Here is a 15,494-nt window from a genome sequence, read left to right as displayed (position 1 = left end):
CCATGGCGGCTCACTCGGGCCACCACCTTTGTCGGTAATATTCCTGATTGCGCTCAAAGTCAAAAGCCAATTCAAAAACCTGTTAGCACATTTGAGCCGCCGAGTGAAGAATGGAGCAAGGGAAATCCGCCATGGACGGCGGATTTAGGCGTCACGCGGAGGGACCCGCGTAAAGCCGTCCCGCCAGCGAAATGATGAATCGAGGGAACCCACGCAGTGGGCAGGCGATACGTGCGAAGCGCGGGATTCCACAAGGGTGCGCGCCCGCACCCTTTGGCGGTTGGTTCATCGGAGGCCAAGTGAGCCGTGAAGTTTTAACAACCGAACTAATCTCTAATCTCTAATCTCTAATCTCTAATCTCTAATTCTAATTCTAATTCTAATTCTAATTCTAATTCTAATTCTAATTCTAATTCTAATTCTAATTCTAATTCTAATCAAATATCAATCCCCCCCAACCACACTAATACCCCCCTGATTTAATTAAATTTTAATCCCCATTCCGAACTATTCCGATAAAATACCCCTCTTTCACGACCTTTATTGACTATTTTAAGGATACATTCCGAGTCACTAATAAACTCCCCCACCTTATTAAATAGTGACTCTCTCTTACCCGGTGTTAATTCCGAAAAAGAAACTTCCCTCATCACACTTCTGGTCATTATATTAGCGACCAAGATGAAACGGCAATAAACACCTTTCATTGCAAAATCGGCCATTGGGGCCATATAAATTAACCATTACATACCGCAAACTATTTCGGGTTGGAACTTTATTATGAATATGACGATGAAAAAGAAACTGATTGTTACCTCTTTACTGGCAGCCTCGGTATTTGCCTCTGCGGCAAATGCAGCAATCGGCAAGATTACTATTACCGGCTCAGTCACAGCAACACCTTGTGAGGTTGCAATTAATAATGGTGCCACTGGTAGTACGCATTCACTTACCATGCCTAATATCTTTGGACAAGACATCCCCGAGAGTGCAAGTCCGATTAACAAAGAAGCACCTTTTGAAATTAAATTAACGGGTTGTCCAAAGAGTGCCAAAAATGCTGAAATTAAATTCACTGGTACTGCAAACGGTGCTGATATCGCACTGCAAGACAGTGGCAAAACAAATGACACCATCGTGCTGAATATACTTAAAAATGGCTCGGAATATAACATTGGCACAACTGACATTCAAACAATTACTAATGGTATTGCCACTTTTGATTATACATTAAAATATAAGACAACCAAACCTCGAGCAGACGTCAAGCCAGGTGATTTAACTGCCGCATTGGACTATGAAATTACATATAACTAATCCCTTCCACAGGAATAAAGTTAGCAGCTCTTAGCGACAATCCTTTTATAACTGATTTATGAGTTATACCTTCACTGCCCCGTGCGGTTATTGTGCGGGGCGTTATTTTATTTTCATTATTGCTATCGCGGTAATAACACACTTGTATTAGAGAGAGAATTTTCATGCCGTGGTTCAAATCACTATCGTTAATTTTACTATTATCCGGCGCGGTAAACACGGCGCAGGCCGGTGTTTCGGTCGGTGGCACCCGGGTTATTTATGATGGCGCAAAAAAAGAAGCCACTTTGTCCGTTAACAATCAGGATAAAAACACCCCTTATTTAATTCAAAGCTGGGTCGATAATATCGAGGCCTCCAATAATAACAAAGCACCCTTTATCATCACCCCGCCATTATTCCGTTTAGATAGTGGGCAGGAAAGTAACCTGCGTATTTTATTAGCTGGCAGAAATTTGCCGCAAGACCGCGAATCGGTGTATTGGCTGAATGTCAAAACCATTCCCGCCAGTAAAAAAGGCGATGGCAACCAGCTCTTTATCGCGATTAAAAATCGCATCAAATTATTTTACCGCCCAGCAGGGCTAGCGGGTAACGCCGCTGATGCCTACAAAGCGCTGCGCTTCTCGCGCCACGGCAAGCAGTTGCAGGTAAGCAACCCCACTGCCTATCACATCTCTTTCCATACCCTGAAAGTGGGTAGCAGTGAAATCAAAGGCGCGCTGATGGTAGCACCTCACGGGACCCTGACCGTTGACCTTCCTGCGGGCGCTACAGGCGCGGTGAGCTGGCAGGCGATTAATGATTTTGGCGGCACTTCCGATGTTGCCACTGCCAACTTATAACCCCGGATGACCACCATGACGCAACTTCATTTTGCTTTACCGCCCAGCGGGCGGGCTTTAAGGCTGGCGATTCAGTTGGCGCTAGGGTTAACCGCATTGTCGGCCCCCGCCTGGGCTGAGGATTATTTCCATCCCGGTTCGTTAGAAATTAAAGACGCCAGTTATGCGGCGATTGATCTCAGTGTGTTTTCGCAATCCGGCGCGCAGTTGCCCGGCACTTATCGGGTGGATATTTACCTTAATGGCCAGCAGATAGAGACACGTGACGTCAACTTTATTGCCGCTAACGGCAGCTTACTGGCCGAAATCACCCCACAGCAACTGGCCGATTTAGGGGTGAAAGTGGCCGCCTTTCCAGCCTTGCAACAGCAGCTTGTAGATGTGCCACTGGCGCAATTGAGCGAATTTATCCCAGCCGCCAGCAGCAGCTTTGATCTTAATCACCAGCGGCTGGATTTAAGCATTCCACAGGCGGCGCTGAACAGTCAGGCACGCGGCTATATTGACCCGAAACAGTGGGATCAAGGTATCCCCGCGTTGATGGTCAACTACAACCTGAGCGGTGCCAATAGCTGGCAGGATAACCAGCCGGGCAGCAATAGCAGCCATTTCCTCAACCTGCGCAGCGGGCTGAACTGGGGGCCGTGGCGCTTGCGCAACTATTCCACTTACAGCCAGAGCAGCAATGGTGAAGCAGAGTGGCAAAACATTACCAATACCTTGCAGCGCGATATTCATGCCATCAAAGGGCAACTGACCCTCGGTGACAGTTACACCCCCGGCGAGATCCTGAGCGGTGTGGCTTTCCGTGGTGCGCAGTTGTCATCTGATGACAGTATGTTGCCCGACAGCTTGCGCGGTTTTGCTCCGGTAATCCGCGGTATTGCCGACAGCAACGCGCAGGTCACCATTCGTCAGAATAATAATGTGATTTACCAAACCTACGTGCCACCGGGGGCTTTCGCCATTAACGACCTATTCCCCACGGCTTCCAGTGGTGATCTGGAGGTGACCATCAAAGAGGCCGATGGCAGCGAGCGCAGTTTTAAACAGGCATTTTCTGCCGCGCCCATTATGCAGCGCGAGGGCAGCCTGAAATATTCCCTGAGCGCCGGTCAATACCGTGGCGGTGGCAATGGCAGCCCTACGCCGCACTTTGCCCAGACCTCGCTGGCCTACGGTATGCCGTACGGCTTTACCCTGTATAACGGCTTATTGATCTCGTCTGATTATCAGGCCGGGGCGCTAGGCGTGGGAATTGGCTTAGGCCGTGTGGGGTCAGTATCCATGGATGTGACCCAAGCCAAAACCACCTTTACCGATCAAACAACCCGTCAGGGGCAATCTTACCGCCTGCAATATGCCAAAAGTTTTAGTGAAACCGGCACGAACTTCTCGCTCGGTAGCCACCGCTACTCCACCGAGGGCTTTTATGATTTCAGTGAAGCTAACCAACTGACCGGCGTGGGCAGCATTAACTCGCTGGGGCACAACAATAACTCTCAGGTGCGTAACAACAAGCGCAGCCGTACCCAGTTTCATATCAGCCAGTCACTGAGTGACTTTGGCAGCCTGTATCTTTCCGCTTATCAGCAGGATTACTGGCAGCGCAAAGGCTACGAACGCAATGCCACGCTGGGCTACAACATTTCTCTCTCTGGCATTAGCTATGGCCTAAATTACAGCTATAGTCAGACGCCGGGCCAGCAGCAAAACGATCAGCGTACCAGCCTGAGTGTCAATATTCCGTTGAGCAAATGGCTGCCTAATAGTTGGGCCAACTACAGTATTAACAACAATAAAGGCGGCACAACCAGCCAGCAGTTGGGGCTGAGTGGCAGTGCGATCGATAATAACTTGAGCTACAGTCTGCAACAAAGTCGCGCCAATCGTGGCGGTGGCAACAGCGGTAACCTAAGCAGCAGTTATAGCGCGGCTTACGGCCAGTTAAATGCCGGTTATAGCTACAGTGCGAACAGCCGTCAGTTGAACTATGGCCTAAGTGGCGGTGTGCTGGCGCACTCTTACGGTGTTACCTTGTCACAATCTCAGAGCGATACCTTGGTGTTGGTACGCGCGCCCGGAGCCAAGGGCGTTGGCGTCGGCAATGGCCGCGGGGTGAAAACCGACTGGCGTGGTTATGCAGTGGTGCCGTATGCCACCCCTTATCGCCAAAACAGCGTGGCGCTGGATACCCAAACGATGGGCGACAATATCGATATGGATATTACCAGCCAAAACGTGGTACCTACCCGCGGCGCGGTGGTGCTGGCTAACTTCCAGCCGCGCCTCGGCAGCCGGGTGCTGATTAACCTCAGTTATCAGGGCAAGCCAGTGCCATTCGGCGCCATGGCCAGCTTGCAGGATGAGGCAGCAGACAGCACCAATAGCAGTATCGTCGGTGATGACGGCCAGGTGTATCTCAGCGGCGTGCCGGATAACGGCAACTTGCAGGTGCAATGGGGCCATCAGGAAAAGCAGCAGTGTCGCGCGGCATTGACCTTACCGGCAGCGGATACCAATACCACCTCGGCAGTGCGCATATTGGATGCGGTTTGTCGGTAAATAAACTTAGGATGACGGGTTAATAGTAATTAACCCGCTGCGTCTTCTTATTCACTTAACAGGATATTATGTTTACTTTCAAACTTATGGAAAATGAAAATAAATCCACCATGAATAAACTAATGTTATTATGTATATTGTTATTTATTCCGACAGTAACAAATGCAGCTGTAAAGTCGACTAGCTGTATACTTAACGGAAACAATAAAGTAGACGTAAAATCAATAAGAATAAATAATGGAGGAATGCAAAATAAAGAGCAAGAAATAGGACGCAACACTAAATATGTAGGCTGTAATATAATGGTAAGTAAGTACATAAATGGAAGCGATAGAGAACTAGTCGTAAAAATTAACGCGAACAAACCACCAATCCCTGGCCGCCCGAATACTTACACAACAAATCTTAATGGCGTTGGCATAAAAGTTAACTTTGATCTAAAGCAAAATAAGACTGCCTGTAGTGACGGACATGAAACTCCTACTGATAATGGCGTAGAATATAGATGTAAGATACCTACTGGGGGGCTAATGACTAAGAATGGCAATCAGAGTGAATGGGAGGCTATAAATTTCACCACAACTCTTGTTATTTTAGATAGTAAGTTTTCTACCGGTTTGATTAGTGATCTCCCTACATTCAATTACACTTACTACATGGAAACTCAAGGCCAAGGCACAGCCCAAACAATTCCAAACATCGAAGTTATTTCGACTGGGCTTTCTTTATTAGCTAATAGCTGCACCCTTGACACCCCAGATATCAATTTTAATTTAGGGAAACAACAACAAGTTAATTTCACTGGCATCGGCCCAAAAGGTAATGGACTAACAGAAAAAATAAAATTAACCTGCGATCCCGATACTAAATATTCATTTCACATTACAAGTTCAAGTAAGTATCCTAATAAGGGAGTAATTGAATTAGACTCAGGATCAAGTGCTACCGGAGTGGGAGTGCAATTAATAGCCAATGGTAAGCCAATAGAAATAGGCAACCCTATGGAAGTTGGCACGTCGAAAAATGGTAACTCACAAGAAACCATCGATATCACCGCTCGCTATTATCAGACCGAAAACAAAGTCACCCCTGGCACCGCCAATGCTACTGCCACATTTACTATGACTTATCAATAATAAAGCAAATGGTGGTGGCAGTGAGTTAACTTCACTGCCACCGTAGCGGCCGTTGTCAATAGTCAGAATGGGTTTTTCCCAGAAAGTCATAAACCACGGCCATTTTATCCAATTTATACTTTCTCTGACCGCAGCTTAATTCCGTAACCTGAATATTCCGTTTAAAAATATAACTGTTAGATTAACGGGCAATAATCAACATTATCCCAAGAGAATTTTTATGTGGTGGTTTAAACCGCTATTATTTATGGTCTGCTTAAGCGGCGCGGTACACTCCGTTCAAGCGAATGTATTAGCCGATGAAAGTACCCCACTGTTTATGACCATTAAACAGCGTGTCACCCAACTTTACCGTTTGGTCGAACTGCCGAATACACTGGCTAATACTTATAAAACACTGACTTTCTCACGTCACGGTAATCAATTGCAGGTCAGCAACCCGAGCGCGTATCACATCTCTTTCCATAGCCTGAAAGTAGGTGGCAATGAGATTAAAAGTGTCAGCATGATTGCTGCCAAAAGCACACTAACGCTACCTCTGCCTGCGGGTAACTCAGATTCGGTAAGCTGGCAGGCCATCAGTGACTTCGGTGGTATTTCGCCCGTAGCGACGGCCATTATTGTGGATAACGCTAATCTGAGCGATAAATTAGCCGCTGCGCATACACCACTAAGCAGAATAGAAGATGATGATTAATTTAATGCTTAACCGGATTAACATCCGCAAATATTCTGTTGCTGGCAAGCTAATTTTATTATTAGTTATTATATATGGGTTTATGCCTACAATCAGTTATGCCAATATCCAATGTGATATTGATAAACTTAAACCGACTGAAGTAAGAGTAACCCCTATTACCATCTATAGCACTGATCTCCCTGGTACATCGAAAAATATGTATGCGCGAGGTATCCGACTGGATTGCTCACTTGCCAATCCTCAACAAAATTTTGGAAGACTCGTTTTTGAAATGGATCCGGCGGCTCGCATTAATGCCGCTTATCCTGAAGCATTTGATACTAACTTAGCCGGCGTAGGTATTAAATTTGAAGTAACTGGCAACCCAGGTGTCTGCACAATGTTGGATACAACAAAGATAGTCTGTACTATCAATCCTACCCCCAAGGTTCAGCGGGTTCATTTTGTTATTCGAAGAAACTTGTTTAAGACTGCACCCATACAAGAATTTGGCCCTATTAATATCCCAAGGTTATATTAAGTATTATCTGGAAAACGATAGCCCTGGCAACGCCAAAAATCTGCCCGGTATACTTGACGCGGCCTCAGGGATAGTCAATAAAAATGGCTGCACGCTAAATACCCCCAATCTCAATTTTGTTTTAGGCGAACATCAGCAAAATACCTTTAAGGGGATTGGTAGCATCGGGCGGGAAATAACTCAGCCGATTATTTTATCTTGTGACCCGAAAACCAAATATAGTCTGAAAGTTAACGATACCAGCACCGGTGTTCCGGGGGTGATTAAACTGACTCAAGAACCCGGTGTCGCCACGGGTATCGGCGTGCAGTTACTGGCAGGTAAAAATAGAGTTCCTGTCGTATTGGGCAGCGCCCAAGAAATGGCTACCTCTATGGCCGGCAGTAAGGATTCAGAGCAAACTATAGATATCACCGCGCGCTATTATCAAACCGACACTACAATCACTCCCGGTAAAGCCAATGCCAGTGCCACCTTTACTGTGACTTATGAGTAGTGGTATGGGGGTTCGGGTCAGGCTTCGGTTGAGAATCGTACTGTGTTCATATGAACCCTGTAGCCTCAACCGAGTCAAACCGCGGAGGTAAAGTGATAAATGAACGAGTATCAACCACCCGAAACAGTTTTGAATGTCAACATTGTAAGCTCCGCTCCCCAGCCCCTGACAATACTTTCATATTTCCTCCATTTTTATCCGCTCAATGCCCGTTAAACTAGTAACATATCTATACTCGACCTCTTTCATGATGCAGAAGTGTTGGCTGCACCTCGAAATCTATCGGGTATAAATTCTAATTGATTGCACTCCAGTGCAGCTAACCAGAACATATAAGGGACTCACCGCCATCATGAAAGCTCAATCCAAACGCACTTCCCGCCTATTGGTGTTATTGGGGGTAGCGGTGGCGATTATTGTTACTGTGTTTATATGGTGTCATTTAAGTGCAACCCCGCAGAACACTGCGCCCGGCGCACAACAAATTGCGAGTGGCAACAGCTCCGCCCGCACTGGGGGGCGGCGTAATATGCCAATGTCACCGGTGCAGACCGCCACCGCCACCGAACAAGCGGTGCCGCGCTATCTTACCGGCTTAGGGACGGTGCTTGCCGCCAATACCGTCACCGTCACCAGCCGGGTCGATGGTCAGTTAATGGCGATCCATTTTACCGAAGGCCAGCAGGTCAATGCCGGTGACTTATTAGCGGAAATCGATCCACGCCCTTATCAGGTGTTACTCACTCAAGCACAGGGCCAGTTAGCCAAAGATCAGGCCACGTTGGATAACGCGCGTCGCGATTTAGCCCGTTATCAGAAATTGATCAAAACCAACGTAGTTTCTCAACAAGAACTCGATACCCAAGCCTCGCTGGTTCGCCAAAGCGAAGGTAGCGTAAAAGCTGATCAGGGCGCTATCGATAGCGCCAAACTGCAACTGACTTATAGCCGCATTACCGCGCCCATTTCCGGCAAAGTCGGGCTTAAACAAGTGGATGTCGGTAACTACATTACCAGCAGCACCACCACCCCGATTGTGGTTATCACTCAAACACATCCGGTCGATGTGGTCTTTACCCTGCCGGAAAGTGATATCCCAGCCATTATGCAAGCGCAGAAAAATGCGGCAAAAAATAATACGACTGTCCCGGTTGAAGCCTGGGATCGCACCAATAAACAGCTACTGGCACAGGGTTATCTACTCAGCCTCGATAACCAAATTGATACCACTACCGGCACCATCAAACTAAAAGCTCGCTTCAATAATGAAGATGATGTGCTGTTCCCGAATCAATTTGTCAATGCGCGCATTAAAGTGGATTTACTGCAAAATGCTGTGGTGGTACCAACCGCAGCGGTACAGATGGGCAACGAAGGCAGCTTCGTCTGGACATTAAATGACGAGAACAAAGTCAGTAAGCACTTGGTTACCACTGGGATTCAGGATAGCAAACAAGTGGTTATCAGCGCCGGGCTGGATGCCGGTCAACGTGTGGTGACCGACGGTATTGATCGCCTGACGGAAGGGTTACAAGTTGACGTCATTACCCCACGCGCCAGCGTGGAAAAACCGCTACAAGGAGAGAATACAACGCATAAAGGCAGAAAACGCGTTGCGGATACCGCCACGGAGAAATCCTGATGCAGTCGATGCCTCCAACTCCGGGCGGTGGGCCATCACGCTTGTTTATCCTGCGGCCAGTTGCCACTACATTATTTATGATTGCCATCCTGCTGGCGGGGATTATCGGTTACCGCGCCTTACCGGTTTCCGCCCTGCCGGAGGTGGATTACCCCACCATTCAGGTGGTCACACTCTATCCCGGCGCGAGTCCGGATGTGGTGACCTCCTCCATTACCGCACCACTAGAACGTCAGTTTGGTCAGATGTCTGGCTTAAAACAGATGGCGTCACAAAGCTCCGGTGGCGCGTCGGTCATCACCTTGCAATTCCAACTGGTTTTGCCGCTGGATGTGGCAGAACAAGAGGTGCAAGCGGCCATTAACGCCGCCACTAACCTGCTGCCAACCGACCTGCCTTATCCGCCGATTTACAGTAAAGTGAATCCGGCCGATCCACCGATCCTGACGCTGGCGGTGACCTCCACGGCTATTCCGATGACGCAAGTGGAAGATATGGTGGAAACCCGTATCGCGCAGAAAATCTCGCAAGTTACCGGCGTCGGCCTGGTCACTATCTCTGGCGGCCAGCGCCCGGCGGTGCGGGTGAAACTGAACGCACCCGCCGTTGCCGCCTTGGGGTTGGACAGCGAAACCATTCGCACCGCCATCAGTAATGCCAACGTCAACTCGGCCAAAGGTAGCCTGGATGGGCCAACCCGTTCGGTAACCTTATCCGCCAACGACCAGATGAAATCGGCTGAGGATTACCGCAATCTGATTGTTGCTTACCAAAATGGCGCACCGATTCGCTTACAGGATATCGCTACCATCGAGCAGGGCGCAGAAAATAACAAACTGGCGGCATGGGCCAATAGCCAACCGGCCATCGTGCTGAATATTCAGCGCCAGCCGGGGGTTAACGTGATAGCCACCGCCGACAGTATTCGCGAGATGCTGCCGGAGCTGATTAAAAGTCTGCCTAAATCGGTTGATGTCAACGTGCTGACTGACCGCACCACCACTATCCGCGCCTCAGTCAGTGACGTGCAATTTGAGCTGTTGCTGGCAATTGTATTGGTGGTAATGGTGATTTACCTGTTCCTGCGTAATGCGGCCGCCACCATCATCCCCAGCATTGCTGTGCCGTTGTCATTGATCGGGACGTTCGCCGCGATGTATTTCCTGGGTTTCTCAATCAACAACCTGACATTAATGGCACTGACCATCGCCACCGGTTTTGTGGTCGATGACGCCATTGTGGTGATAGAGAATATCTCTCGCTACATCGAAAAAGGCGAGAAACCACTGGATGCCGCGCTGAAAGGGGCTGGTGAGATTGGTTTCACCATTATTTCACTGACCTTCTCATTGATTGCAGTATTAATTCCACTGCTATTTATGGGCGATATCGTCGGTCGTCTGTTCCGCGAATTTGCCGTAACGCTGGCGGTGGCAATTCTGATTTCAGCCGTGGTGTCCCTCACCCTGACCCCCATGATGTGCGCGCGGATGCTCAGTTATGAGTCACTGCGCAAGCAAAACCGCTTGTCACGCGCCAGTGAGAAGTTCTTTGACTGGGTCATTGCCCACTATGCGGTGGCGCTGAAAAAAGTGCTTAAGCACCAATGGCTAACCTTGGGTGTCGCGGTGAGCACCTTAGTGCTGACAGTGCTGCTTTATCTCATGATGCCGAAAGGATTTTTCCCATTACAAGACAACGGGCTGATTCAAGGCACACTGGAAGCGCCACAATCGGTTTCATTCAGTAATATGGCAGAACGGCAACAGCAGGTCGCGGCCATTATTCTCAAAGATCCGGCGGTGGAAAGCCTGACCTCGTTTGTCGGCGTGGATGGCACCAATGCCACCCTCAACAATGGCCGGTTGCAGATTAACCTAAAGCCGCTAAACCGCCGTGATGACCGCATCCCCGAGGTGATTACCCGCTTGCAGCAAAGTGTGGCGAGCGTGCCAGGCATCAAGCTCTATTTGCAACCGGTGCAGGATCTCACCATTGATACCCAACAGAGCCGGACACAGTATCAGTTCTCCCTGCAAACCACCTCACTGGAGGAACTGAGCGCCTGGGTGCCGAAACTGATCCACGAATTGCAGCAGCAAGCTCCCTTCCAGGATGTCACCAGTGACTGGCAGGATAAAGGTTTGGTGGCATTTGTGAATGTCGATCGTGACAGCGCCAGCCGGTTGGGAATAACGATGTCAGCTATCGATAGCGCGCTATATAACGCGTTTGGGCAACGGCTGATTTCGACGATTTATACCCAAGCCAACCAGTATCGGGTGGTGCTGGAGCACGATGTTAAGGCCACGCCAGGACTGGCCGCGTTCAACGATATTCGTCTGACCGGCAGTGACGGTAAAGCGGTGCCATTAAACAGTATTGCCACCATTGAAGAGCGTTTTGGCCCACTGTCTATCAACCATTTGAATCAGTTCCCGTCTGCCACTATCTCGTTCAATCTGGCTGCGGGCTATTCATTGGGTGAAGCGGTAAACGCGGTGATGAAAGCCGAGCAAGAGATTCAACTACCAGCAGACATTACCACCCGTTTCCAAGGCTCCACGCTGGCGTTCCAGGCTGCACTCGGCAGCACGCTATGGCTGATTATTGCCGCGATCGTGGCGATGTATATTGTGCTCGGCGTGTTGTACGAAAGCTTTATTCACCCGGTCACTATTTTATCAACGCTGCCGACCGCCGGTGTTGGGGCGTTGCTGGCGCTGATGTTGACCGGCAATGAGCTGGATGTGATCGCCATTATCGGGATCATTCTGCTTATTGGGATCGTGAAGAAAAACGCCATCATGATGATCGACTTTGCGCTGGCTGCCGAACGCGATCAGGGGATGACCCCATATGACGCAATTTATCAGGCCTGCTTATTGCGTTTCCGCCCCATTCTCATGACCACCCTGGCGGCGCTATTTGGTGCTTTACCACTGATGCTCAGTACCGGAGCCGGTGCCGAGCTGCGCCAACCGCTGGGCGTTTGTATGGTCGGTGGGCTGATTGTCAGCCAAGTACTGACCCTGTTCACCACCCCGGTTATCTACCTGTTATTCGATAAACTGGCGCGCAATACCTACGGCAAAAATCGCTATCGTCAGCAGGATATTGATGCACCCGAATTGCCGAGCGGGCAGGAGCAACCGTGAAATTCTTCGCTCTGTTCATCCAGCGCCCGGTGGCCACCACTCTGCTGACACTGGCTATCACCCTCAGCGGCATTATCGGCTTTAGCTTACTGCCGGTTTCACCGCTGCCACAGGTTGATTATCCAGTGATTATGGTCAGCGCCTCTATGCCAGGTGCTGACCCGGAAACAATGGCATCGTCGGTTGCCACCCCACTGGAACGTGCACTGGGAAGGATTGCTGGGGTCAATGAAATGACCTCAACCAGTTCGCTGGGTAGCACACGGATCATTTTGCAATTTGATCTCAGCCGCGATATCAATGGCGCGGCGCGGGATGTGCAGGCCGCACTTAACGCTGCCCAAAGCCTGCTGCCAACCGGGATGCCCAACCGCCCGACCTACCGTAAGATGAATCCGTCCGATGCACCGATCATGATAATGACGCTGACCTCGGATACTTTCACTCAGGGCCAATTGTATGATTTCGCCTCAACCCAATTGGCACAGAAAATCGCTCAAACGGAGGGCGTCAGCGATGTCTCCGTCGGCGGCAGCTCTCTGCCAGCGGTACGGGTTGAGCTGAACCCCAGCGCATTATTCAATCAAGGCGTATCACTGGATGCCGTGCGTCAGGCGATCAGTGCCGCCAACGTGCGCCGCCCGCAGGGATCGATTGATAGCAGTGAGCAGCACTGGCAGGTGCAGGCCAATGATGAAATCAAAACCGCCGAGGGTTATCGCCCGCTCATCATTCACTACAACAATGGCTCACCGGTACGGCTACAGGATGTCGCTAATATCAAAGATTCGGTACAAGATGTGCGCAATGCCGGGATGTCCGATGGTAAACCCGCCATTCTGTTGGTGATCAGCCGTGAGCCAGGCGCAAATATTATTGCCACGGTTGACAGGATTCGGGCAGAACTCCCAGCCCTGCGTGCCTCGATCCCCGCCTCAATTACGTTAAATATCGCCCAGGATCGCTCCCCAACCATCCGCGCGTCACTTGATGAAGTGGAGCGCTCACTGATTATCGCCGTAGCACTGGTGATTCTGGTGGTATTCCTGTTCCTGCGATCCGGTCGTGCCACGCTGATCCCCGCCGTTGCAGTGCCGGTTTCGCTGATCGGCACTTTTACCGCCATGTACCTGTGCGGTTTTAGCCTGAACAATCTGTCGTTAATGGCACTGACCATCGCCACCGGCTTTGTGGTGGATGATGCCATCGTGGTGCTGGAAAACATCTCTCGCCATTTGGAAGCAGGGGTAAAACCGATGGCTGCCGCTCTGCGTGGGGTGCGTGAAGTGGGTTTTACCGTGCTGTCGATGAGTATCTCGTTGGTGGCGGTATTTATTCCACTGCTGCTGATGGAAGGGCTGCCGGGGCGCTTATTCCGCGAATTTGCCGTTACATTGTCGGTGGCTATCGGTATCTCGCTGATCATATCTCTCACTCTGACACCGATGATGTGCGCCCATTTACTGCGCGCACAGCCAGCGGGTCAGCAACCACGTATTCGCGGTTTCGGTAAAGTGCTGCTGGTTATTCAGCAAGGTTATGGCCGCTCGCTCAATTGGGTGTTAGGCCATACGCGTTGGGTAATGGCTGTGCTGCTATCAACTATCGCGCTGAATGTCTGGCTCTATATCAGTATCCCAAAAACCTTCTTTCCCGAGCAGGATACCGGCCGCATGATGGGCTTTATTCAAGCCGATCAGAGTATTTCGTTTCAGGCGATGCAACAGAAACTGAAAGATTTCATGAAAATTGTCAGTGCTGATCCGGCGGTTGACAATGTCACCGGCTTTACCGGTGGTTCGCGCACTAACAGCGGCTCAATGTTTATCTCGCTCAAACCATTAAGTGAACGCAAGGAGAGCGCACAGCAAATTATCACCCGTTTGCGCACAAAACTAGCTAAAGAACCGGGTGCCAGCCTGTTCCTCTCTCCGGTACAGGATATTCGGGTCGGTGGTCGTCAGGCCAATGCCAGCTATCAATTCACTCTGTTGGCTGATGACTTGGCCGCGCTGCGCGAATGGGAACCGAAAGTTCGCGCTGCACTGGCTAAATTGCCGGAACTGGCTGATGTTAACTCCGATCAGCAAGATAAAGGCTCCGAGGTGGCGCTGACTTATGACCGTGAAACGATGGCGCGGCTGGGGATCGATGTATCCGATGCTAATGCACTGCTAAACAATGCGTTTGGTCAGCGGCAAATTTCCACCATTTATCAGCCATTGAACCAATACAAAGTAGTGATGGAAGTGGCACCACAATACACGCAGGATGTGAGTTCGCTGGATAAGATGTTTGTGATTAACAGCAGCGGTCAGTCAATTCCACTATCTTACTTTGCCCAATGGCGGCCTGCCAATGCGCCACTGGCGGTTAACCATCAAGGCTTATCCGCCGCCTCAACCATCTCATTTAATTTGCCTGACGGGGGAAGTTTGTCTGAGGCAACCGCCGCCGTTGAGCGCTCCATGACCGAACTGGGTGTTCCTGCCAGTGTGCGTGGCACATTTACCGGTACCGCGCAGGTGTTCCAGGAAACGCTGAAATCTCAGCTATGGTTGATTATGGCCGCCATCGCCACGGTATATATTGTGCTGGGGATTTTATATGAGAGTTACGTTCATCCGCTGACTATCCTCTCAACCCTGCCCTCCGCCGGTGTTGGGGCGCTGCTGGCACTGGAACTGTTCGATGCTCCCTTCAGCCTGATTGCCCTTATTGGCATTATGTTATTGATTGGTATTGTGAAAAAGAACGCCATCATGATGGTGGATTTTGCTCTCGACGCGCAACGTAACGGCAATCTCAGCGCCCGCGATGCCATTTTTCAAGCCAGTTTGCTACGTTTTAGGCCAATTATGATGACGACACTGGCGGCCTTGTTCGGCGCGCTGCCGTTGTTATTGGGCAGTGGCGATGGAGCAGAACTGCGCCAGCCATTGGGAATAACGATTGTCGGCGGGTTAGTGATGAGCCAGTTGCTCACGCTGTATACCACACCGGTGGTTTATCTCTACTTTGACCGATTACGCAGCCGTTTGAGTAAGCAGCCGCTGATGAGGCTGGAGTAACATGACAGCGGCGACGAATATAACCATCGTTAATACCCCCCTGC

The 15,494-nt window shown here is 50.0% G+C and carries 10 protein-coding genes; all 10 read left to right on the top strand.

Annotation, left to right across the window (positions count from 1 at the left end; all coding sequences use genetic code 11):
- Positions 1-792: 792 nt before the first annotated feature.
- The 10 genes from YALDO0001_RS19715 to mdtC all read left to right on the top strand — a co-directional run bounded on the left by YALDO0001_RS19715 (position 793) and on the right by mdtC (position 15,450).
- Positions 793-1,317 carry a fimbrial protein gene (locus YALDO0001_RS19715; RefSeq protein WP_156172350.1) on the top strand — a complete coding sequence of 175 codons (525 nt, stop codon included), beginning with the start codon at positions 793-795 and terminating at the stop codon, positions 1,315-1,317.
- Between the two features lie 164 nt (positions 1,318-1,481).
- On the top strand, positions 1,482-2,162 hold the full coding sequence (locus YALDO0001_RS09725; protein WP_004702528.1) for a fimbrial biogenesis chaperone: 681 nt from the start codon (positions 1,482-1,484) through the stop codon (positions 2,160-2,162).
- A 6-nt stretch (positions 2,163-2,168) separates the two neighbouring features.
- On the top strand, positions 2,169-4,727 hold the full coding sequence (locus YALDO0001_RS09720) for a fimbria/pilus outer membrane usher protein (protein ID WP_004702526.1): 2,559 nt from the start codon (positions 2,169-2,171) through the stop codon (positions 4,725-4,727).
- A 68-nt stretch (positions 4,728-4,795) separates the two neighbouring features.
- Positions 4,796-5,863 (top strand): fimbrial protein, encoded by a 1,068-nt coding sequence (locus YALDO0001_RS20740; RefSeq protein ID WP_004702524.1) that lies wholly within the window; start codon positions 4,796-4,798, stop codon positions 5,861-5,863.
- A 220-nt stretch (positions 5,864-6,083) separates the two neighbouring features.
- A complete protein-coding gene (locus YALDO0001_RS09710) occupies positions 6,084-6,560 on the top strand; it encodes a fimbrial biogenesis chaperone (protein ID WP_004702521.1) in 477 nt (158 codons plus the stop codon).
- Positions 6,550-7,083, top strand: coding sequence for a hypothetical protein (locus YALDO0001_RS09705; protein WP_042839669.1), 534 nt, complete (start codon positions 6,550-6,552; stop codon positions 7,081-7,083). Before YALDO0001_RS09710 ends, YALDO0001_RS09705 begins: the two co-directional genes overlap by 11 nt.
- On the top strand, positions 7,052-7,579 hold the full coding sequence (locus YALDO0001_RS09700; RefSeq protein ID WP_004702518.1) for a fimbrial protein: 528 nt from the start codon (positions 7,052-7,054) through the stop codon (positions 7,577-7,579). Before YALDO0001_RS09705 ends, YALDO0001_RS09700 begins: the two co-directional genes overlap by 32 nt.
- A 352-nt stretch (positions 7,580-7,931) precedes the next feature.
- A complete protein-coding gene (locus YALDO0001_RS09695; protein ID WP_042839668.1) occupies positions 7,932-9,221 on the top strand; it encodes an MdtA/MuxA family multidrug efflux RND transporter periplasmic adaptor subunit in 1,290 nt (429 codons plus the stop codon).
- A complete protein-coding gene (locus tag YALDO0001_RS09690) occupies positions 9,221-12,379 on the top strand; it encodes an MdtB/MuxB family multidrug efflux RND transporter permease subunit (RefSeq protein ID WP_004702517.1) in 3,159 nt (1,052 codons plus the stop codon). Before YALDO0001_RS09695 ends, YALDO0001_RS09690 begins: the two co-directional genes overlap by 1 nt.
- Entirely contained in the window at positions 12,376-15,450 is a 3,075-nt protein-coding gene (gene mdtC / locus YALDO0001_RS09685) for a multidrug efflux RND transporter permease subunit MdtC (RefSeq protein WP_042839666.1), read from the top strand. The genes YALDO0001_RS09690 and mdtC overlap by 4 nt, the downstream gene beginning before the upstream one ends.
- Positions 15,451-15,494: the final 44 nt, after the last annotated feature.

The sequence above is a fragment of the Yersinia aldovae ATCC 35236 genome (genome assembly GCF_000173735.1).
Classification (GTDB): Bacteria; Pseudomonadota; Gammaproteobacteria; order Enterobacterales; family Enterobacteriaceae; genus Yersinia; species Yersinia aldovae.
This window is presented reverse-complemented; position numbering and strand designations above follow the sequence as displayed.

Coding starts and splice junctions, on each gene's coding strand:
- YALDO0001_RS09710 (WP_004702521.1), top strand. CDS start 6,084: ATGTGGTGGTTTAAACCGCTATTATTTATGGTCTGCTTAAGCGGCGCG.
- YALDO0001_RS19715 (WP_156172350.1), top strand. CDS start 793: ATGAAAAAGAAACTGATTGTTACCTCTTTACTGGCAGCCTCGGTATTT.
- YALDO0001_RS09725 (WP_004702528.1), top strand. CDS start 1,482: ATGCCGTGGTTCAAATCACTATCGTTAATTTTACTATTATCCGGCGCG.
- YALDO0001_RS09690 (WP_004702517.1), top strand. CDS start 9,221: ATGCAGTCGATGCCTCCAACTCCGGGCGGTGGGCCATCACGCTTGTTT.
- YALDO0001_RS20740 (WP_004702524.1), top strand. CDS start 4,796: ATGTTTACTTTCAAACTTATGGAAAATGAAAATAAATCCACCATGAAT.
- YALDO0001_RS09705 (WP_042839669.1), top strand. CDS start 6,550: ATGATGATTAATTTAATGCTTAACCGGATTAACATCCGCAAATATTCT.
- YALDO0001_RS09695 (WP_042839668.1), top strand. CDS start 7,932: ATGAAAGCTCAATCCAAACGCACTTCCCGCCTATTGGTGTTATTGGGG.
- YALDO0001_RS09720 (WP_004702526.1), top strand. CDS start 2,169: ATGACCACCATGACGCAACTTCATTTTGCTTTACCGCCCAGCGGGCGG.